Origin of the sequence: Microbacterium sp. SORGH_AS_0505, from assembly GCF_030818715.1 — a bacterium.
Taxonomy (GTDB): Bacteria; Actinomycetota; Actinomycetes; order Actinomycetales; family Microbacteriaceae; genus Microbacterium.
In genome coordinates this window covers 1,097,975-1,117,590 of sequence record NZ_JAUTAT010000001.1, presented here as the reverse complement: position 1 = coordinate 1,117,590, position 19,616 = coordinate 1,097,975, and the positions used below count along the sequence as shown (strand labels likewise).

The window sequence follows — 19,616 nt, the reverse complement described above, 5'->3', positions numbered from 1 at the left end:
ACTAACGAGAACGCGGAGTCGGAATGGTCGACGAAGGACGCCCGCTCTTCCTGCAGATCGCGGAGAGCGTCGAGGACTCGATCATCGACGGCACCCTGTCCGAGCAGGAACAGGCGCCGTCGACGAACGAGCTGGCGGCCTTCCACCGCATCAATCCGGCCACCGCGGCGAAGGGAATCGCGATGCTCACCGACAAAGGCGTCCTCGTGAAGCGCCGCGGCATCGGCATGTTCGTCGCCGACGGCGCTCGCGAGCTGCTGCTGACCGAACGGCGATCGGCCTTCGCCGACCGCTACCTCGACCCGCTCCTCGACGAGGCACGCAAGCTCGGCCTCGGACCCGACGACCTCGCCCGCCTCCTGGCGGAGCGCGCCCAGACCACCACCACGAAAGGAACGTCACGATGACCGCCGTCATCGAGGTGAAGAACCTCACCAAGCGTTACCGCGACACGATCGCCGTCGACGACGTCTCGTTCTCGATCGAGCGCGACGCCATCTACGGCCTGCTGGGCCGCAACGGCGCCGGCAAGACGACCGTCATGTCGATCCTCACGGCGCAGAACTTCGCCACCGCGGGCGAGGTCCGCGTCTTCGGCGAGCCGCCCTACGAGAACGCCGCCGTCCTCAGTCGCATGTGCTTCGTCCGCGAAAGCCAGAAGTATCCCGATGACGCGACGCCGACGCACGCCTTCCGCATCGCGCGACTGTTCTACCCGAACTGGAATCAGAGCGTCGCCGACCAGCTCATCCGCGAGTTCCGTCTGCCGATGAAGACCCGCATCAAGAAGCTCTCGCGCGGTCAGCTCTCGGCCGTCGGAGTGATCATCGGGATCGCAGCGCGCGCCGAGGTCACCTTCTTCGACGAGCCGTACCTGGGGCTGGATGCCGTCGCGCGCCAGATCTTCTACGACCGGCTCCTCGAGGACTACGCCGAGCATCCCCGCACGATCATCCTGTCGAGTCACCTCATCGACGAGGTCGCGAACCTCCTCGAGAAGGTCATCGTCATCGACGGGGGTCGGATCATCATGGACGAGGACACCGAGTCGATCCGCGGTCGCGCCTCGACGATCGTGGGCGACACCGCGGTCGTCGAGGAGTTCGTCGCCACTCGCGAGGTCATCCACCGCGAGAGCCTCGGACGGATCACCAGCGCCACCGTGATCGGCGCGCTGAGCGCCGAGGACCGCAGCGAGCTCGCCCTGGCCGGCCTCGACGTCCTGCCGGTCTCTCTGCAGCAGCTCATCGTGCGGCAGACGCAGAACGCCGCCAAGACGGACGAAGGAGCACTCCGATGAACCGCACACTCAACGTCGTGCGCATGCAGCTGGTCAACCGCTCCACCTTCATCTGGGTGCCGTTGATCGTCCTGGGCGGCACGGTCGCCATCAGCCTGGCCATCTTCTGGCTCCTCGCGGGCAACGTCGAGTCGACGACCATGTTCGGCGGCGGAGCGCAGGCTCCCCTCTGGTACTTCCTGGCCGTCGGCATCCAGGCGCTCACACTGAGCTTCCCGTTCGCGCAGGCGATGAGCGTGACGCGGCGCGAGTTCTACCTCGGCACTCTGCTGACGGCCGCGTTGACCTCGGTCGGCCTGGCCGTGCTCTTCGTGATCGGCGGGCTGATCGAATCGCTCACGCGCGGCTGGGGCATGAACGCCTACATGTTCCGCCTGACCTGGATCTGGTCGCAGGGACCGCTCGTCGCGGGACTGTTCTTCGCCGTCGTCGCGATGCTGTTCTTCGTCGTAGGGTTCTTCTTCGCGAATGTCTACAAGCGGTGGGGCAACCTCGTCCTGACCGTCCTGCTGATCGCACTGGCGCTGGTGTTCATCGTGATCCTGTGGATCATCGGTCGAGCGGATGCCTGGGGGCCGGTCTTCGCCTGGTTCGGGTCGCTGACCCCGATCGCTCTGACGGGCGCGTTCGTCCTCGTCATCGCGGCGTTGGCCGCGATCTCGTACGGCAGTCTCCGGCGGGCCATCGCCTGACGACGACGCCTCACGACGGCCGCGGCCGGGGATCGCATGGCGCGGTCCCCGGCCGCGATACGATGCGATCCACTCGACAGCGCGGTGGGGAGCACGATGGCACGTCTGACACCGGGTACGCAGCAGGACAGGGATGCCGCCGTCGCCGCCGCCGAAGCCGCGGCGGGACGGCTCGATCCCGAGTTCCAGGCTCGCTTCGACGACGTGTTCCCCGTCCTGCACGGCTCGTTCCTGCAGCTCTACGGCGAGCGCGAGGACGGGCGGGAGGCCCTCGCCGAGGTCATCGCCGCGGCCGCCGGGAGTTGGCGCGACCGCCCCGCCGATCTGAAGGCCCTCGACCGCAAGCGCCTCGCCGACCCGGACTGGTTCCTGTCGGAGAAGATGCTCGGCGGCGTCTGTTACGTCGACCGGTACGCGGGGTCCCTCAGCGGCATCCGGGATCGCATCCCCTACTTCCAGGAGCTGGGCCTCACCTACCTGCACCTGATGCCGCTGTTCGATTCCCCCGAGGGGAACAACGACGGCGGCTACGCGGTGTCGAGCTACCGTGCCGTCGACGATCGCCTCGGCACCATGGACGACCTCGCCGCTCTGTCGGCGGACCTGCGCGAGGCGGGCATCTCGCTCGTCGTGGACTTCATCTTCAACCACACGAGCAACGAGCACGATTGGGCGCAGAAGGCCGTCGCCGGCGTCCCCGGGTTCGAGGATTTCTACCTGATCTTCCCGGACCGGACGATGCCCGATCTCTATGAGGAGACGGTCCGCGAGATCTTCCCCGACGATCACCCCGGCGCGTTCGTGCAGCTGCCCGACGGACGCTGGATCTGGGCGACGTTCTATCACTTCCAGTGGGACCTGAACTATGCGAATCCGGCGGTCTTCCGGGCGATGGCGGGCGAGATGCTGTTCCTCGCGAACCAGGGCGTCGAGGTGCTCCGCATGGACGCCGTCGCGTTCATCTGGAAGCGGCTCGGCACCACCTGCGAATCGCTCCCTGAGGCCCATCTGCTGCTGCAGGCGTTCAACCAGGTGCTCTCGCTCGGTGCGCCGTCGGTCCTCTTCAAATCCGAGGCCATCGTCCACCCCGACGAGGTCATCACCTACATCTCACCCGGCGAATGCCAGCTCTCCTACAACCCGCTGCAGATGGCTCTCGGCTGGGAGGCGCTGGCGACCCGCGACGGACGCCTCCTGCAGAAAGCGCTCGACGAGCGGCACGCCCTTCCCGCCGGCACCGCGTGGGTGAACTACGTCCGCAGCCATGACGACATCGGCTGGACCTTCGCCGATGAGGATGCCGCGAACCTCGGCATCGACGGGTACTCGCATCGCCGGTTCCTCAACGACTTCTACGTCGGCCGGTTCCCGGGCACCTTCTCGCGCGGCGTGCCGTTCCAGGAGAATCCGAAGACCGGCGACGCCCGCGTCGCGGGAACGACCGCGTCGCTCGCCGGCGTCGAAGCGGGTGACCCGGGCGGCGAGGACCGCGTCATCCTGGCTCATGCGCTCGCGCTGTCGACCGGCGGCATCCCCCTGCTCTACCTCGGTGACGAGCTGGGACAGCTGAACGACCACTCGTATCTCGACGACCCCGCGCACGCCGGTGACAGCCGTTGGGTGCACCGTCCCGTAGCGGATGCCGCGGCCTTCGCCGCGCGCCACGACACGACCACGGTCCCGGGTCGGATCCACGCCCGGCTCACCGCGCTCATCGCGGCCCGTCAGCGCGCTCCGGAGTTGGCGGGCAACCCGCTGACGCCGTTCCATGCGCCGCATCCGTCGGTCGTGGGGTACCAGCGCATCGGGACGGCCGGCGCGGTTCTCGTGCTGGCGAATGTGGGGGACGACCCGGTGACGATCGATGCGGTCACGCTGTCGGGGTTCGAGTCTGCGGCGACCGACGTCGTCACGGATGCCGCCGTGGACCTGTCTGACGGCCTCGAGCTCACGCCGCACGGCTTCCGCTGGCTGCGAGTGCAGCGTTCACGGATGCAATAGATGCCGCGCGGCGCGCCGCGGCATCCGCCCCGTCACCGGCGTGACGCGGCTGAACTATTGCATCCGCGGACGCTGGATCCGCCGGGGGTCAGCGCTCTTCAGCCGCTTCCGTGTGGTGACGGATGACCTCGGCCACCACGAAGTTGAACCACTTCTCGGCGAACTCGGGATCGAGATCGGCCTCCTCGGCGAGACGGCGCAGGCGCGCGGTCTGCTGCTCCTCGCGGGAGGGGTCGGATGCCGGCATCCCGTGCTCCGCCTTGAGGACGCCGACCTGCTTCGTGCAGCGGAATCGCTCGGCGAGCATGAAGACGAGGGCGGCGTCGATGTTGTCGATGCTGGATCGCAGGGTCTGCAGCTGGACGTTCGGGTCGGTCATGATTCCTCCGGCGACGAGAGTACCGCGGTCGATGATGGTCAGCCGTGCAGGAAGTCCTTGCGCGACGGCTCGTGCACGGGTTCGAGCCAGAGCTTAACGACGACGCCGACGGCGGACGGCGGGGCCTCGGGCAGGGTGACGCGGAGGGCGTCGGCATCCTGCGACCACTCCGCGGGCCCGTGGCCGAGCACGGTGACCTCGGCGATCCGACGCCCCAGCAATCCGCTCGACCGCCCCCACGAGCGGATGCGGGCGACGCCGTCCTCGGGCCACCGCAGGACGGTCGCGTACACGTAGTCGCCGGTGACGTCGGTCCGGGTCGTGAAGCGCACGTCCTCCGACGTGTACGGCGCGAACGCGTCGTCGATCATCGACCCGGCGACGACCTCCGTCGGCCCCTCTCCGGGGATGAGCCACGGCCGCGACCCGAAGACCGCCTCGCCGTTGACCGTGAGCCAGTCGCCGATTCCCTCCAGCAGCTCGCGCTCGGCCGGTGCGATCGTGCCGTCGGCCTTCGGACCGATGTTCAGGAGCAGGTTGCCGTTCTTCGCCACGACGTCGACGAGCTCTCCGACGAGGTCGTCGAGGCTCTTGTAGTCGTGGTCCTCGATCCAGCCCCACGATGTCTTACCGACCGAGCTGTCGTTCTGCCACACGTCGGGACGGATGCCGGGCATCGCCCCTCGCTCGATGTCGTAGACCGCGCTCCCCTCGGCGAACGCCGTCCACTTGTAGTTGATGACGACCCCGCGGCCCCACTCCGCGGCGCGGTTGTAGTAGTACGCCGCGAGCAGGCGGAGATAGGGCTCGAAGGCGGGCTGTTCGAGCCACCAGTCGAACCACAGCACTTGCGGCCGGTACCGGTCGATGATCTCGACGGTCCGCAGCAACCAATCCTCGAGGAACTGCTCGTTCGGCGCCGTCTCCTCGCGCTGGGCAGGACCATAGAAGTCCGAGAAGCGGGCATCGCGGACGTCGGAGTCGAACCGCATCCCGCCGTTCATGAAGAACCAGTGCTCCGCCCGGTGCGACGAGGCACCTCGCACCATCCACGCGTCGTCGACGGCCGTCATCAGCTCGCCGAACACGTCGCGTCGCGGCCCCATCTGCGCTGCGCTCCAGCGGGAGCGGGCGGTGTCGTACATCGCGAAGCCGTCGTGGTGCTCGGCGACGGGTACGACGAACTGCGCGCCCGCGCGACGGAACACCTCCGCCCACTCGGCGGGGTCGAAGCGGTCCATCGTGAACGAGGGGATGAAGTCCTTGTACCCGAACCGATCGTGCGGCCCGTGGGTCGCGCGGTGGTGTTCGAACGCCCGGTCGGCCTCGAGGTACATCGTCCGCGAATACCACTCCCCCTGCGCCGGGACCGACGGGATGCCCCAGTGGATGAAGATGCCGAACTTCGCATCGCGGTACCAGAGGGGCGCCTCGTACGCGCGCAACGATTCCCACGTCGCGTCGAACGGGCCGGCGTCGATGACGGCGCGGACGGCGGCGAGCGCCGTCGAGTTGTCGCTCACGTCGACGCGGGGCGGAAGGGTTGCCGGGTCGAGGGGCTTGAGGGGAGAGTCGGCCATGCCACGATCCTGGCTTCGACCGGCCGGGGCTGCAACGCCGGGATCGTCAGGCCGGGAAGGCGAGGAGCGCCGTCGGTGACGGTGCGATTGTCCGATGCCGCACGCGGCCCGGGACCCCGGTGCGCTCGTCGATCGCGAGCGAGACGATCTCGTCCGCTTGCTGACCTGCGACCACCACAGTGTCCCGCGCGACGACGTGGTGACGCGGCCAGATCGTGCCGGACTCGGCGAGCGCGATCGGCTGCAGCGCCTCACCCGCGCCGCGCACTCTCACCGTCGCGAGGGTGTCGCTCCCCCGCAGGCCCGCATAGAGGAAGACGCCGTCACGCGACATCGCGAGCTCCGCCCCGGCATCGCCCGGGTACGCGCCCAGCTGCGCACCGCCGACGAGCCGCCACGTACCCGATGCGTCGGCGGCCAGCGCGAAGACCTCGCCGGAGTGCTCGGTCACGACGTAGAGATGCCCGCTCGGGTGTGCACGCAGGTGGCGGGGCCCCGTGCCCGCCGGCAACTCGAGCCGCTGGATCTCACGACCGCTGCGCCAGAACCGCACGAGGTCGAGGCCGGTGTCGGTCGTCGCGATCAGTCCGCCGGGGAGGGATGCCGCCTGGTGGGCGCGCGACGGACGCGTCGGAGCCACGACCTCGGACTCGTCGTCGTCGGCGTGCGGCACGAAGTCCGCGTACTCCTCGCCGACGACGGCGCGCAAGGCCCGCGCCGCCGAGGCGAGATCGGATGCCGGGGCTCCCTCGGCGACGGCCGCCCAGCGCCGCGCGGCGCCGGGGCGCCCGTCGGCGTTCAGCGCGACCCTCACGATGCCGCCGTCGCCGTAGCACGACACGATCAGCGCGTCCTCGAGCGCGAGCACGTGGCACGGGCTCTCGCCGACGGCGACCTCCGCGCCCAGCGGCACGAACGTGGTGTCACCGGTCCGACGGTACGCGCGCACGCTACCCCGGCCCTCGAGCACTGCGTAGACGACGTCGAGAGACGGATGCCGCGCGACCCACGACGGCGATTCGGCCGCGACGACATCTCGGCCGACACCGAGCGGACCGCTTGCGAGCGGCGAGTCGGGGCCACCGGCATCCAGCAGTCCGATGCCCGTAGCCGACCCGCCCATGTCGGCGGAGTACCCGCCGAGCAGGAACCGCACCGGTCAGTCGAGCAGGTCGTGGCGCACGATGACCGCGTCGCGCGCGGGGCCGACGCCGATCACCGAGATGCGCGTGCCGCTCATCTTCTCGAGCGCGAGGACGTAGTCCTGCGCGGTCTGCGGCAGGTCCTCGAACGTGCGCGCGGTGGAGATGTCCTCGTCCCAGCCGGGGAAGTTCTCGAGGATCGGCGTCGCGTGGTGGAAGTCGGTCTGGTTGACCGGCACCTCGTCGAACCGCTGCCCGTCGACGTCGTAGGCGACGCAGACGGGGATCTCCTTGAGACCGGTGAGGATGTCGAGCTTCGTGAGCACGAGGTCGGTGATGCCGTTGATCCGCGTCGCGTAGCGCGTGATCGGGGCGTCGTACCAGCCGACGCGGCGCGGCCGGCCGGTCGTGGTGCCGAACTCGAAACCGCGCGAGCGCAGGAAATCGCCGCTCTCGTCGAAGAGCTCCGTCGGGAACGGACCCGAGCCGACGCGGGTCGTGTACGCCTTCACGATTCCGACGATGCGGTCGAGGCGGTTCGGGCCGACACCCGATCCGGTCGAGGCGCCGCCCGCCGTCGCGGACGACGACGTGACGAACGGGTACGTGCCGTGGTCGATGTCGAGCATCGTGGCCTGGCCGCCCTCGAAGACGACGACGTCACCGGCATCCAGCGCGTTGCTGAGCATGAGTCCGGTGTCGGCGACCATCGGGCGCAGGCGCTCGGCGTAGGAGAGCAGATCCTCGACGACCTCGTCGACCGTGATGGCGCGGCGGTTGAAGACCTTCACCAGCAGGTGGTTCTTCTGGTCGAGAGCACCCTCGACCTTCTGCCGCAGGATGTTCTCGTCGAAGAGGTCCTGCACGCGGATGCCGGTGCGGTTGATCTTGTCGGCGTACGTCGGTCCGATGCCGCGACCGGTCGTGCCGATCATCTTCTTGCCGAGGAAGCGCTCGGTCACCTTGTCGAGCGTGCGGTGGTACTGCGTGATGATGTGCGCGCTCGCGCTGACCTTGAGCCGCGAGACGTCGAGGCCGCGGGCCTGCAGGGCGCCGAGCTCGGCGAAGAGCACCTCGAGGTCGATGACCACGCCGTTGCCGATGACGGCGTTGACGCCGGGCGACAGGATGCCGCTGGGCAGAAGGTGGAGCGCGTACTTCTCGTCGCCGATCACCACGGTGTGGCCGGCGTTGTTGCCGCCGTTGAACTTGACGACCCAGTCGGTGCGCTCGCCCAGGAGGTCGGTGGCTTTACCCTTGCCCTCGTCTCCCCATTGAACTCCGACGATCACGATGCCTGGCATGGGTCTCCCCCGTTATCGGACGGTTACACCCCATCCTATCGGGCGGGGCGACAGGGGTCGAAGGCGGCGCTGGCGCATACTCTGTCCGTCAGAGTATGGTCGCCTCATGACCCAGGAGATGCGGGAACCCACGTTCCTCATGCTGACGGCTCTCGCCGACGGCCCCAAGCATGGCTATGCCCTCATCGAGGAGGTCGACCGTGTCTCACGCGGACACGTGCGCCTCAAGGTCGCGACCCTGTACGCCGCGCTCGATCGCCTCGAGAAGGAGGGCACGATCCGCATCGCCCGCGAGGAGCGGGTGCAGGGTCGCGTGCGCCGGTACGTGGAACTCACCCCCGACGGCGTGGGCCTTCTCGCCGAGGAGGTCGCCCGGCGCGAGGTCACCGTGGCCGAAGCCCGGCGGCGCCTCGCTCTGCGCCCCGCATTCGGAGGTGCCCTGTGACCACGGTCGACGACACCCCCTGGCGCCGCGCGCTCCGCGCGTACCCCTCCTCGTGGCGCGACCGGCACGGCGAGGCCATGCTCGGGACCCTGCTCGACGAAGCCGAGGCGCAGGGACGGGACGAACCCTCGCGCGGCGAGCGCATCGCGCTGATGCGCAGCGGCCTCGCGGTCCGCATCCTGGGGTGGATGCCGCAGCCCGCCCGCGAGGCCGTCGCCACCGCATCCGCGGCCACCGGATTCGCCCTCGCCATGGTGTTCGCCGTCTTCAGCGGGTTCGGCGAACGCGTGGACTGGCGCCTGCCTCCCGAAGGACAGAATCTCGACCCGCAGGCGAGTCCGGGACTCATCGCCGCGGGCCTGTGGGCGATCGCGTTCGTCCTGATCCTCTGCGGTGCGACGCGGGCGGCGCGCATCGCCCTCACGGCCACGGCCGTGGCCGGCGTCGGGGTGTTCGTCTACGCGCAGATCGATCCGCTCGCCGGCCCCCGCGCGATCGTGACGGTGACGCTCACGGTCTTCGCGCTGCTCACCCTGCTGGCCCCGGTGCGCGCCCGCCTTGCGGCAGGCGTGACGGCGGCGGTGACGACCGGCATCCTCCTCTTCTTCCACCTCTCCTTCGAGGTGCCGCCCGGCAGCCCGTCGGATGCGATCTGGACCCGGGTCCTCACGGCGGAGTTCACCGGCTTCCTGGCGGGTGCCGTCTGGGTGCTCGCCCTCCTCACGGCGATCGTGCGCGCTCGCACCGTCGCCCGTCTCGTCGCCGCCGTCGCGGGTGTCTGGACGATCGTCTGGCTGATCCGCCTCACGATGTGGGACGTCGCGACCGGGATGCTGGGGCTCGCGGTTGTCGTCGCGGTCGGCGCCGTCGGGGTCGGGATCTTCCGCGCGGGGGCCCGATGGGGGCACGGAACCCACCCGCGGGAAGGCGCTGCCTGACACGGCTCGCAGCGCGCTAGGGTTCGGTCATGCGTACCCGAACGTGGCCGACAGTGTGGTCGGTCCTCCGGCTGATCGCGGCCGCTCTCATGATGTCCGCCGTCGTCACGCAGTTCGTGACGACGGTCCGGACCGCGATCGCGAACGATCGCGACGTCACGACGACGATCGCGAACTTCTTCAGCTTCTTCACGATCCTCTCCAACATGGTCGGGGTGCTGGCACTGCTCGCTGCGGTCATCTGGTTCTGGATGCGGCCGTCTCACGAGGAGCGCGAACCGGCCGGCGTCGCGCTCGGCCTCGCCGCGGCGACGACGTACCTCTTCATCACCGGCGTCATCTACAACCTGCTCCTCCGGGGCTTCCCGACATCCGACGACCACGTCGCCTGGGCGAACGAGATCGTGCACGTCGTCGCGCCGCTGTTCCTGCTGCTCGACCTCGTCGTCGCACCCACCCGCAGAGCCCTCCCCTGGCGCGCGGTCGTCGCGATCCTCGCCGTCCCGATCCTCTGGATCGGCTACACCCTCGTGCGCGGACCTCTCGTGATCGACCCGACGGACGGTGTGGCGTTCTGGTACCCGTACCCGTTCCTCGATCCGAACGGCGTAGCCGGCTGGGGCGGTGTCGGCGCCTACATCGTCGGGATCGCGACCGCCTTCGTGGTCATCGGCGCGCTCGTCGTCTGGGTCGGGCGCCTGCGCACGCGGTCGACGCGCGTCCCCGTCACGGCCTGACGGCGACGGAGGACTCGCGCACGATCAGGTGCGTGGGCAGCGGTGTGTCCTCGGTGAGGGCGTCGGGTTCCTCGACCGCGAGGAGGACCTTCTGCATCATCAGCTCGCCGAGCGCGCGGAAGTCCTGCCGCACCGTCGTGAGCGGCGGCGACAGGTAGGCGGCCTCGGGAACGTCGTCGAATCCGACGACCGCGACGTCGTCAGGGACGCGGAGGCCGCGCCCGCGGAGAGCCGACAGCAGACCGATCGCCATGTGGTCGTTGCCCGCGAACACGGCGTCGCCGGGCTCGAGATCCAGGCCGCGGCCGATCTCGGCTCCGCTGGCCGCCGTCCAGTCGCCGTGGATCGGCTCGACGACCGCGAGCTGGTGCGCCCCGAGCTCATCGCGCCACCCGCGGATGCGCTCGACGGCGTCGGGATTCCGGGCGGGGCCGGCGATGTGGAGGATGCGGCGGTGCCCCCGCTCCGCGAGGTGGCGTACCGCCGAACGGGCGCCGCGGTACTGATCGATCGACACGAGCTGGCGGTTCCGGCGCTGGGTCGCGGCAGCGGCGACCATCGGCACGCCGAGGTCGAGCCCGCGGACGACCTCGAGCACGCCGAGGTCGTTCACGACGATCACGATGGCGTCGACCCGCTGACGGAGCAGGCCCTCGACGACCGAGCGGATGCTGGCGGCATCCGTGTCCGCAGCGGTCACGGAGTCGACCGAGTACCGCTCGACGCGCGCCGCGACGTTGAAGTGCATCGCGACCGACGTGGGCCCGAAGTCCGCCGTGCCCGGCGTGATCAGCCCGATCGTCCGGGTGCGCTTGGTGACGAGCGCGCGGGCGGCGGGCGACGGGCTGTAGCGCAGCTGCGCCATCGCCTGCTCGACGCGGGCGCGGGTGGCCGGGCGGACGTTCGGCAGATCGTTGAGCACGCGCGACACGGTCTGGTGCGAGACGCCCGCCAGGCGCGCGACGTCGAAGATGTTGGCGGACTTCGCGCCGCGCTCGTCGCTCACGACTCGTCCTCGGGACGCGCGACGAGCGCCAGCAGGGAATCGACCGTGAGCGAATCGGCGGGGATCGTGTCGACGAGGCGTCCGCCGCGCATGATCGCGATCCGGTTCGAGACCCGCAGCACCTCTTCGAGCTCGGCCGAGATGAACAGCACCGAGAGGCCGTTGTCGGCGAGGTCGGCGACGAGCCGCTGGATCTCGACCTTCGCGCCGACGTCGATGCCGCGCGTCGGCTCGTCGAGCACCAGCACCCGCGGCGACAGCGCGAGCAGGCGGGCGAGCAGCACCTTCTGCTGGTTGCCGCCCGACAGCGTTCCTGCGGGCCGGTCCGGGTCGGCAGGGCGGATGTCGAGCGCCTCGATCCAACTCATCGCGAGCTCCCGACGGCGAGCGTTGCCGAGCCGGTGCAGAATGCCGCGATCGGCCTGCAGCGCGAGCGTGATGTTGTCCTGCACGCTGAGCTCGCCGATGATGCCCTCGGTACGGCGGTTCTCGGACGAGTAGACGACGCCCTGACCGATCGCCCGGCGTGGGGTCGGCAGGTGGGCGGGAGCACCGCGCACCTCGAGCTCGCCGGCATCCGGTCGGTCCACACCCGTGAGCGCACGCGCCAGTTCGCTCCGCCCCGAGCCGAGCAGCCCCGCGAGTCCGACGACCTCGCCCTCGCCGATCGACAGGGTCGCCTCGGTGAGGCCCGTCCCCGAGGCGAGGCCCCGTCCGGCGAGCGCGATCGGGACGGATGCCGCGGCATCCTCCCTCTGGTGGACGTCCATCTCGTCGGCCCCGCGACCCAGCATCTTCTCGACGAGATCGATGCGCAGGAGCTCGGCCGGCACGTACTCGCCGATCAGGCGCCCGCCGCGGAGGACCGTGATGCGATCGCAGATCTCGTAGACCTGGTCGAGGAAGTGCGAGACGAACAGCACCGCGACGCCGCGGGAGGTCAGCTCGCGGATGACCCGGAAGAGTTCGGCGACCTCATCCAGGTCGAGGCTCGAGGTCGGCTCGTCGAGCACGACGACGCGCGCGTCGACCGAGATCGCGCGCGCGATCGCGACGAGTTGCTGCACGGCGAGCGAATGCCGCGACAGGCGCGTGCGCGGGTCGATGTCGAGCCCGAGTCCCTCGAGGATCTCGGCCGCCCGGCGGTGGGTCTCGCGCCAGTCGATGGCGCCGAACCGACGGCTCTCGCGCCCGAGCAGGACGTTCTCGCCGACCGACAGGTTCGGGAGCAGGTCGATCTCCTGATAGACCGCGCTGATCCCGGCGGCGAGGGCATCGGCGGGCGAGGCGAAGTGCACCGGCTCTCCGCCGACGCGGATCGTCCCGGCATCCGGTCGGAGCGCACCCGTGATCGCCTTGATGAGCGTCGACTTGCCGGCGCCGTTCTCGCCCATGAGCGAGTGGACCTCGCCCGGCAGCAGCCGGAAGTCGACCGCGTCGAGCACGGTCTCGGCGCCGAAGCGGACGGTCGCGCCGGTCACGTGCACGACCGGCGCGACCGCTGCTTCGCGCGCATCCATACGGACCATCATGCCCGCGGCGAGCCTCCCCCGAGGTTCACGCCTGACATCACCGTGACGTTCGCGCCGTCCGCGCGACCAGCAGACGCTGCACGACGACGAAGACGAGCAGCAGCGCGCCGATCGTGATGCGCGTCCAGGACTGGTCGACGCCGAGGAACGAGATCGCCGTCTTGATGGTGCCGTAGACGAACACGCCGATCATCGAGCCGAGCACGAACCCGCTACCGCCCGTGAGCAGCGTGCCGCCGATCACCACCGCGGCGATGGTGTCGAGCTCGGTCCCGATGCCGTTCAGCGGGTAGGACGCCCCGGTGTACGCCGTGAAGACGACACCCGCGAGCCCCGCACACACCCCGCTGATGACGTACGCCAGCAGCTTCGTCCGCACGACCGGCAGGCCCATGAGCCGCGCCGACTGCTCGTTGCCGCCGATCGCGTAGATCGTCCGGCCGAACCGCGTGAACTGCAGAATCAGGATGCCGACGACCACCACGACGAGCGCGAGGATGCCGGTCGGGGTGATGTAGAAGCTGCCGGGGCCACCCTGCATGCGGGTCGACTGGAGCCACAGGATCGCCGGCTCCTCGACGCGGATCGAGGACAGGCTCACCATGAACGCGAGCCCGCGGGCTGCGAACATCGCCGCGAGCGATGCGATGAACGGCTGCACCCCGAAGTACTGCACGAGCACCCCGACGAACAGGCCCATGAGCGCCCCGAGGACCAGCATGACCGGGATGACGAGAGCCACCGGCATCCCCTGGCTCAGCATGCTGGCACCCAGCATCCCGGTGAACGCCATGACCGCGCCGACCGAGAGGTCGATGCCGCCGGTGAGGATGACGAAGGTCATGCCGACCGCGAGGATCAGCAGGTACGCGTTGTCGAGCAGGAGCGCCGACAGCACGCGCGGGGTGACGAAGTTTCCGAAGTAGGCCTGCGCTCCGATGAGCATCGCGATGAGGATCACGACGGCCGCGAACACGGGCACCCACGAGGCGTGCCGGCTGCGGAAGCGCTGGATCGTGTCGGCGAACCCGCCGGTGCGGCCGAGGTCTGCGGTGACGGCGCTCACGAGGCCACCTCCGCGGTGCGACGGCCGCCGCCTCGGACGGCATCGACCCCCTTCGCGAACAGCGACCGCGTCCGCGGCGACTGCACGAGGACCACGATCACCACGACGATCGCGAGGAACAGCGGGCTGACCGCCGGCGGAACGCCGAGGAAGGTGATCGTCGACTTGAGCGTCTGGATCGTGAAGACGCCGACGACGGTGCCCGCGATCGTGAACTTGCCGCCCATGAGGCTCGTGCCGCCGAGGACGACGGCGAGGATCGCGTCGAGCTCGATGTAGAGACCCGCTGCGTTGGCGTCGGCCGCCATGATGTTCGACGAATAGAGGATGCCGGCGAACCCGGCCAGCAGACCGCTCGCCGCGTACGCGCCCCAGATGATGCCGCGCGAGCGCACACCCGCGAGGCGACTGGCCTCGGGGTTGATGCCGACGGCCTCGGTGAGGACGCCGAGGGCGGTCCGGCGCTGCAGCACGGCGACGATGACGATCGCGATGACCGAGACGTAGAAGGCGAACGGCAAGCCCACGAGGTAGCCCTGCGCCATGAAGCGGTAGGGCGCGCTCGTGATGGTCGTGATGAAGCCGCCCGTGATGAGCAGGGCGACGCCGCGACCGGCGAGCATGAGGACGAGGGTCGCGATGATCGGCTGGACGCCGACGACCGCCACGAGGAAGCCGTTCCACACACCGAGCAGCAGCGCCACGAAGACGGCGAGCGCGATCGCGATGAGCACGGTCGACAGGTCCTCGGGAGCGGGCGAGGCCGAGATGTAGGTGAGCGCGACGGCACCCGAGACCGCCATGATCGCGCCGACCGAGAGGTCGATGCCGCGCGTCGCGATGACGAGCGTCATGCCCAGCGCCACCAGCATGAGCGGTGCGCTGTTGCGCAGGATGTCGATCAGCGGGCCGTACAGCTGACCGTTCTGCACCGTGATCGAGATGAAGGAGGGACGCGCGATCGTGTTGACGATCACGAGCACGAGCAGTGCCGCGATCGGCCAGACGAGGCGGTGCGCCAGGAAGCGCTTCAGGGTCGGGTTCATGCCGCTGTCTCCGGGTTGAGGCGAGACGACGTCGTCTCGCCGGACTCTTGCGCGATGAGGGCGACCAGATCGTCGACCGTCACGTCGGCGGCGTCCAGTTCGCCGATCTTAGAACGGTCGCGCAGCACCACGATGCGCTGGGCGATGCGGACCACCTCCTCGAGCTCCGAGGAGATGAAGACGACCGAGAGGCCCTCGGCCGCGAGCTCGGCGACCTTGCGCTGGATGTCGGCCTTCGCGCCGACGTCGATGCCGCGCGTGGGCTCGTCGAGGATGATCAGCTGCGGCGCCGTGGCGAGCCACCGGGCCAGCAGCACCTTCTGCTGGTTGCCGCCCGAGAGGTTGCGCACGAGCGCGTTCGGGTCGGCAGGGCGGACGCCGAGCGCCGAGATGTACTCCGAGACGATGGCGTCGCGCTCGGCCTTGCCGATGGGACGCATCGCGCCGCGCTTGGCCTGGATGCCGAGCACGATGTTCTCGGCGACGGTGAGGTCGGCGATGATCCCCTCGGCGCGACGGTCCTCGCTCGAGAAGGCGATGCGCTTGTCGATCGCGTTCCGCGGGGTCGTGATGCGCGCGGCATCCCCCCGCACCTCGTGCGTACCGGCATCGGCGCGGTCCGCGCCGTAGACGAGACGGACGAGCTCGCTGCGGCCTGAGCCCAGCAGGCCGGCGATGCCGACGACCTCGCCCTCGTAGACCTCCATGTCGACGGGTTCGATGACGTTCTTGCGACCGAGCCCCGCGACGCGGAGCACCGGCGTCGCGCCGCGGTCGATCTCGCGCTCGGACGCGCGAGACAGCGCCTCGAGCTCATCGAGCTGACGGCCGATCATCTTGGCGATGAGCTCGCCGCGCGGGAGCTCGGCCGGCAGGTACTCCCCCACCAGCTGACCGTTGCGCAGGACCGTCAGGCGATCGGAGATCTCGTAGACCTGATCGAGGAAGTGCGTGACGAAGAGGATGGCGACGCCGCGGTCGCGAAGGCCGCGCACGACCGTGAACAGCTGCTCGACTTCGCTGCGGTCGAGGCTGGAGGTCGGCTCGTCGAGGACGAGCACGCGGGCGTCGGCGACCGTCGCGCGGCTGATGGCGACGAGCTGCTGCACCGCGATGGAGTGCGACGACAGGGCCGAGCGCGGGTCGATGTCGAGCCCGAGGGCCGCGAGGTAGCGCGTCGCCTCGCGGTGGGTCGCACGCCAGTCGATGAAGCCGGCGCGCCGGACCTCGCGGCCGAGCATGACGTTCTCACCGACCGACAGGTTCGTGCAGAGGTTGACCTCCTGGTACACCGTGGAGATCCCGGATGCCTCTGCGTCGGCGGTCGAGCGGAAGACGCGCTGCTCGCCGGCGACCTCGATCGTCCCGCCGTTGATGGCGTAGACGCCCGTGAGCGCTTTGATGAGCGTCGATTTTCCGGCGCCGTTCTCGCCCATGAGGGTGTGCACCTCGCCGGCGCGGAGGGTCAGATCGACCCGGTCCAGCGCGAGCACGCCGGGGAACCGGATGGTGACGTCCCGCATCCGCACGACCTCGTCGTGCTGCGGAACGGTGGCCGGGGATTCCGGCGTGGCTGCGACATCGACCATGAGGCGCGCCTTTCCGTGATGACCGCCGGGGACCGGAATCCGGTCCCCGGCAGTGGTTCGGTGATCCGAGCGGATCGTGAGGGGTGGCGACCGATCAGTACGGGCGGGAGTCCAGGACCTCGGCGGCCTGCTCCTGCGTGAACGACTGGTCCTCGACGATCGTGCGCTTCTCGACCGTCTTGCCGTCGACGACGGACTTCACGAGCTCGGCGGCCTTCTCGCCCAGGAGCGGGTTGCACTCCACGATGAAGTTGAACTCGCCCGCGGCGAGAGCGGTCATGCCGTCCTTCACGGCGTCGATCGTGACGATCTGGATGTCCTTGCCGGGGGTCAGACCAGCCGCCTTGATGGCGTCGAGTGCACCCAGACCCATGTCGTCGTTGTGCGCGAACAGCACGTTGATGTCCTTGCCGTACTTCTGGAGGTAGCCCTCCATGACCTTCTTGCCGCCGTCGCGGGTGAAGTCACCCGTCTGCGAGTCCATCACCTTGACGTCCGTGCCCTCGATGGCCTCGTTGAAGCCCGTGGCGCGGTCGAGTGCGGCCGACGAGCCGGTCGTGCCCTCGAGGACGACGAGGTTCGCGCCCTTGCCGTCGAAGTTCTCCTTGACCCACTCGCCGGCGGTGCGACCCTCCTGCTCGAAGTCGAGGCCGACCCACGAGGCGTAGAGGTCGTCACTGGCCGAGACCGTGCGGTCTTCGAGGATGACCGGGATGCCGGCATCCTTCGCTTCCTTCAGGACGTCGTCCCATCCGTCGACCGTGATCGGGGCGATGACGATGGCGTCGACGCCTTGGTTGATGAAGTTGCGGACGGCGGAGATCTGCGCCTCCTGCTTGTTGTCCGCTGCGTTGAACGTCAGCTTGAACCCGTTCTCCTCCGAGAACGCCTTCTTCATCGACTCGGTGTTGGCTGCGCGCCACCCGGACTCGGAGCCGGTCTGCGCGAACCCGACCGTGATCAGGTCGCCGCCGCCACCGTTGCCACCCGCACCGGGTGCGCCGTTGCCCGCGCATCCGGTGACGACGAGTGCCAGTGCCCCCAGCATGGCCGCTGCTGCGAAAGCAGTCTTCTTCATCCCAAAACCTCCTTGTTCGGGTCCGGCTCACCGCCGGTGTTCCGGGCCGCCATGGCTTCCGGTTGCTCGAATGTTAGCCTTCACATTTCGCTCCGCGCTAGATTGTGAGCGGTAACATTTGCGTAACGCGGCGGATGGGTGGGGTGCCGCCTCTCGAGGTGGGGAATGGCACGTTCTCCACATGTGAGCACTCACATATGGCGCGCCGAGCCGCCGAGCGGAGATCCTCACCGACATGCCGCGGCCCGGCATCCATTCCCCCGCGTGTCGCCCGGATCTCCGCCGCACCGCCCGCGCGTAACCGCGCCGGGGGCCGGACCGCCCCCTCGATAGGATGGGGACCATGTCGAAGGTCCTTCAGTCCCTGCCCGTCGGCGAGCGCGTCGGCATCGCCTTCTCGGGGGGTCTCGACACCTCGGTCGCCGTCGCCTGGATGCGCGACAAGGGCGCCGTCCCCTTCACCTACACCGGCGACCTCGGCCAGTACGACGAGGACGACATCGCGTCGATCCCGGGTCGCGCGCTGCAGTACGGCGCCGAGGGATCCCGCCTCATCGACTGCAAGCCGATGATGGTCGAGGAGGGTCTCGTCGCCCTGTCGTGCGGCGCGTTCCACATCCGCTCGGGCGGACGCACCTACTTCAACACGACCCCGATCGGCCGGGCCGTCACCGGCACGATGCTCGTCCGCGCCATGAAGGAGGACGGCGTCGACATCTGGGGCGACGGCTCCACCTATAAAGGCAACGACATCGAGCGGTTCTACCGCTACGGCCTGCTCGCCAACCCCGCGCTGCGCATCTACAAGCCGTGGCTGGATGCCGACTTCGTCACCGAGCTCGGCGGCCGCACCGAGATGAGCGAATGGCTCGTGGCGCACGGGTTCCCGTATCGCGACTCGGTAGAGAAGGCGTACTCCACCGACGCGAACATCTGGGGCGCGACCCACGAGGCCAAGACCCTCGAGCACCTCGACGTCTCGCTCGAGATCGTCGAGCCGATCATGGGCGTCCGCTTCTGGGACCCGGCGGTCGAGATCGAGACCGAGGACGTGTCGGTCACCTTCGAGGCGGGACGCCCCGTCGCGATCAACGGCGTCGAGTACTCGGATGCCGTGGCCCTGGTCATGGCGGCGAACGAGATCGGCGGGCGCCACGGCCTCGGCATGAGCGACCAGATCGAGAACCGCATCATCGAGGCGAAGTCCCGCGGCGTCTACGAGGCGCCGGGTATGGCGCTGCTGTTCATCGCGTACGAGCGCCTGGTCAACGGCATCCTCAACGAGGACACCCTCGCCACCTACCACGAGCAGGGCCGTCGCCTCGGTCGCCTCATGTACGAGGGTCGCTGGCTCGAGCCGCAGTCCTTCATGCTGCGCGAGTCGATCCAGCGCTGGGTGGGCTCCGCGATCAGCGGCACCGTGACCCTGCGTCTGCGCCGCGGCGAGGACTACACGATTCTGAACACCGAGAGCCGCAACCTTTCGTACTCCCCCGAGAAGCTCTCGATGGAGCGCGTCGGTGACGCCGCCTTCGGTCCGACCGACCGCATCGGTCAGCTGACGATGCGCAACCTCGACATCGCCGACTCGCGCGCCCGCCTCGAGCACTTCGTGTCGCTCGGCATGATCGGCGGCGCGACCGCCGACCTGGTCGGCGAGCTCGAGCAGGGCGGCGCCGACGCCATCACCGGCAACTCCGGTGAGGTCGACGAGCTGGCGGGTGCGATCGACGAGGCGGGGGACTCGGCATCCTTCGACTTCGGTGCCGACTGAGAGGTCG

General features: G+C 69.4%; 18 protein-coding genes. 8 read left to right on the top strand and 10 right to left on the bottom strand.

The features are described from left to right. The first annotated feature begins 23 nt into the window (after positions 1-23). The 4 genes from QE428_RS05590 (at position 24) to QE428_RS05575 (ending at position 3,993) form a co-directional block, all read left to right on the top strand. Positions 24-407: a GntR family transcriptional regulator gene (locus QE428_RS05590; protein ID WP_133398888.1), complete on the top strand. Its 384-nt coding sequence runs from the start codon at positions 24-26 to the stop codon at positions 405-407. Then, the gene (locus tag QE428_RS05585; RefSeq protein ID WP_307466718.1) at positions 404-1,300 is read left to right on the top strand and encodes an ABC transporter ATP-binding protein; all 897 of its coding nucleotides are present in this window, start codon (positions 404-406) and stop codon (positions 1,298-1,300) included. The genes QE428_RS05590 and QE428_RS05585 overlap by 4 nt, the downstream gene beginning before the upstream one ends. Then, the gene (locus QE428_RS05580; RefSeq protein WP_133398890.1) at positions 1,297-1,992 is read left to right on the top strand and encodes a hypothetical protein; all 696 of its coding nucleotides are present in this window, start codon (positions 1,297-1,299) and stop codon (positions 1,990-1,992) included. Before QE428_RS05585 ends, QE428_RS05580 begins: the two co-directional genes overlap by 4 nt. Positions 1,993-2,088: 96 nt before the next feature. Next, positions 2,089-3,993: an amylosucrase gene (locus QE428_RS05575; RefSeq protein ID WP_307466710.1), complete on the top strand. Its 1,905-nt coding sequence runs from the start codon at positions 2,089-2,091 to the stop codon at positions 3,991-3,993. Positions 3,994-4,081: 88 nt separating this feature from the next. Here the strand turns inward: QE428_RS05575 and QE428_RS05570 are convergent, their stop codons facing one another. The 4 genes from QE428_RS05570 to QE428_RS05555 are packed head-to-tail and all read right to left on the bottom strand — an operon-like array spanning position 4,082 to position 8,398. Next, on the bottom strand, positions 4,082-4,372 hold the full coding sequence (locus tag QE428_RS05570; protein WP_018187867.1) for a chorismate mutase: 291 nt from the start codon (positions 4,370-4,372) through the stop codon (positions 4,082-4,084). A 38-nt stretch (positions 4,373-4,410) separates the two neighbouring features. Beyond that, complete coding sequence (locus QE428_RS05565) at positions 4,411-5,952, bottom strand: alpha-L-fucosidase (RefSeq protein ID WP_307466707.1); 1,542 nt, start codon at positions 5,950-5,952, stop codon at positions 4,411-4,413. Between the two features lie 46 nt (positions 5,953-5,998). Then, on the bottom strand, positions 5,999-7,108 hold the full coding sequence (locus tag QE428_RS05560; protein WP_307466704.1) for a beta-propeller fold lactonase family protein: 1,110 nt from the start codon (positions 7,106-7,108) through the stop codon (positions 5,999-6,001). 3 nt (positions 7,109-7,111) lie between these two features. Further along, positions 7,112-8,398 carry an adenylosuccinate synthase gene (locus tag QE428_RS05555; RefSeq protein WP_091358222.1) on the bottom strand — a complete coding sequence of 429 codons (1,287 nt, stop codon included), beginning with the start codon at positions 8,396-8,398 and terminating at the stop codon, positions 7,112-7,114. A gap of 106 nt (positions 8,399-8,504) precedes the next feature. Between QE428_RS05555 and QE428_RS05550 the strand changes: the two genes are divergently transcribed. From QE428_RS05550 to QE428_RS05540, 3 genes are read left to right on the top strand one after another with little or no spacing between them, the layout of a single operon-like run. Then, a complete protein-coding gene (locus QE428_RS05550; RefSeq protein ID WP_307466701.1) occupies positions 8,505-8,843 on the top strand; it encodes a PadR family transcriptional regulator in 339 nt (112 codons plus the stop codon). Next, positions 8,840-9,781, top strand: a complete 942-nt coding sequence (locus tag QE428_RS05545; RefSeq protein ID WP_307466699.1) for a hypothetical protein — start codon at positions 8,840-8,842, stop codon at positions 9,779-9,781. The genes QE428_RS05550 and QE428_RS05545 overlap by 4 nt, the downstream gene beginning before the upstream one ends. Positions 9,782-9,810: 29 nt before the next feature. Then, on the top strand, positions 9,811-10,518 hold the full coding sequence (locus QE428_RS05540) for a Pr6Pr family membrane protein (protein WP_307466696.1): 708 nt from the start codon (positions 9,811-9,813) through the stop codon (positions 10,516-10,518). On the opposite strand, the gene QE428_RS05535 is transcribed toward QE428_RS05540, so the two are convergent. From QE428_RS05535 to QE428_RS05510, 6 genes are all read right to left on the bottom strand, one after another. Beyond that, entirely contained in the window at positions 10,508-11,524 is a 1,017-nt protein-coding gene (locus QE428_RS05535; RefSeq protein ID WP_091358212.1) for a LacI family DNA-binding transcriptional regulator, read from the bottom strand. The two genes, QE428_RS05540 and QE428_RS05535, sit on opposite strands and share 11 nt — an antisense overlap. Beyond that, positions 11,521-13,044, bottom strand: coding sequence for a sugar ABC transporter ATP-binding protein (locus tag QE428_RS05530; RefSeq protein WP_307470652.1), 1,524 nt, complete (start codon positions 13,042-13,044; stop codon positions 11,521-11,523). Before QE428_RS05530 ends, QE428_RS05535 begins: the two co-directional genes overlap by 4 nt. A 49-nt stretch (positions 13,045-13,093) precedes the next feature. Beyond that, positions 13,094-14,122: a sugar ABC transporter permease YjfF gene (locus tag QE428_RS05525; RefSeq protein WP_307466692.1), complete on the bottom strand. Its 1,029-nt coding sequence runs from the start codon at positions 14,120-14,122 to the stop codon at positions 13,094-13,096. Further along, positions 14,119-15,168 (bottom strand): ABC transporter permease, encoded by a 1,050-nt coding sequence (locus tag QE428_RS05520; RefSeq protein WP_091358200.1) that lies wholly within the window; start codon positions 15,166-15,168, stop codon positions 14,119-14,121. The genes QE428_RS05525 and QE428_RS05520 overlap by 4 nt, the downstream gene beginning before the upstream one ends. After that, on the bottom strand, positions 15,165-16,757 hold the full coding sequence (locus tag QE428_RS05515; protein ID WP_307466689.1) for a sugar ABC transporter ATP-binding protein: 1,593 nt from the start codon (positions 16,755-16,757) through the stop codon (positions 15,165-15,167). The genes QE428_RS05520 and QE428_RS05515 overlap by 4 nt, the downstream gene beginning before the upstream one ends. Before the next feature lie 94 nt (positions 16,758-16,851). Next, positions 16,852-17,835, bottom strand: a complete 984-nt coding sequence (locus tag QE428_RS05510) for an ABC transporter substrate-binding protein (RefSeq protein ID WP_133398899.1) — start codon at positions 17,833-17,835, stop codon at positions 16,852-16,854. Positions 17,836-18,178: 343 nt separating this feature from the next. Here QE428_RS05510 and argG point away from each other — a divergent pair, with 343 nt between their 5' ends. Continuing rightward, on the top strand, positions 18,179-19,609 hold the full coding sequence (gene argG / locus QE428_RS05505) for an argininosuccinate synthase (protein WP_307466684.1): 1,431 nt from the start codon (positions 18,179-18,181) through the stop codon (positions 19,607-19,609). Positions 19,610-19,616 lie beyond the last annotated feature (7 nt).

Excerpts from the sequence above, each read along its gene's own strand:
- QE428_RS05590 (WP_133398888.1), top strand. The coding sequence starts at position 24 with ATGGTCGACGAAGGACGCCCGCTCTTCCTGCAGATCGCGGAGAGCGTC.
- QE428_RS05585 (WP_307466718.1), top strand. The coding sequence starts at position 404 with ATGACCGCCGTCATCGAGGTGAAGAACCTCACCAAGCGTTACCGCGAC.
- QE428_RS05580 (WP_133398890.1), top strand. The coding sequence starts at position 1,297 with ATGAACCGCACACTCAACGTCGTGCGCATGCAGCTGGTCAACCGCTCC.
- QE428_RS05575 (WP_307466710.1), top strand. The coding sequence starts at position 2,089 with ATGGCACGTCTGACACCGGGTACGCAGCAGGACAGGGATGCCGCCGTC.
- QE428_RS05570 (WP_018187867.1), bottom strand. The coding sequence starts at position 4,372 with ATGACCGACCCGAACGTCCAGCTGCAGACCCTGCGATCCAGCATCGAC.
- QE428_RS05565 (WP_307466707.1), bottom strand. The coding sequence starts at position 5,952 with ATGGCCGACTCTCCCCTCAAGCCCCTCGACCCGGCAACCCTTCCGCCC.
- QE428_RS05555 (WP_091358222.1), bottom strand. The coding sequence starts at position 8,398 with ATGCCAGGCATCGTGATCGTCGGAGTTCAATGGGGAGACGAGGGCAAG.
- QE428_RS05550 (WP_307466701.1), top strand. The coding sequence starts at position 8,505 with ATGACCCAGGAGATGCGGGAACCCACGTTCCTCATGCTGACGGCTCTC.
- QE428_RS05540 (WP_307466696.1), top strand. The coding sequence starts at position 9,811 with ATGCGTACCCGAACGTGGCCGACAGTGTGGTCGGTCCTCCGGCTGATC.
- QE428_RS05530 (WP_307470652.1), bottom strand. The coding sequence starts at position 13,044 with ATGGATGCGCGCGAAGCAGCGGTCGCGCCGGTCGTGCACGTGACCGGC.
- QE428_RS05520 (WP_091358200.1), bottom strand. The coding sequence starts at position 15,168 with ATGAACCCGACCCTGAAGCGCTTCCTGGCGCACCGCCTCGTCTGGCCG.
- QE428_RS05515 (WP_307466689.1), bottom strand. The coding sequence starts at position 16,757 with ATGGTCGATGTCGCAGCCACGCCGGAATCCCCGGCCACCGTTCCGCAG.
- QE428_RS05510 (WP_133398899.1), bottom strand. The coding sequence starts at position 17,835 with ATGAAGAAGACTGCTTTCGCAGCAGCGGCCATGCTGGGGGCACTGGCA.
- argG (WP_307466684.1), top strand. The coding sequence starts at position 18,179 with ATGTCGAAGGTCCTTCAGTCCCTGCCCGTCGGCGAGCGCGTCGGCATC.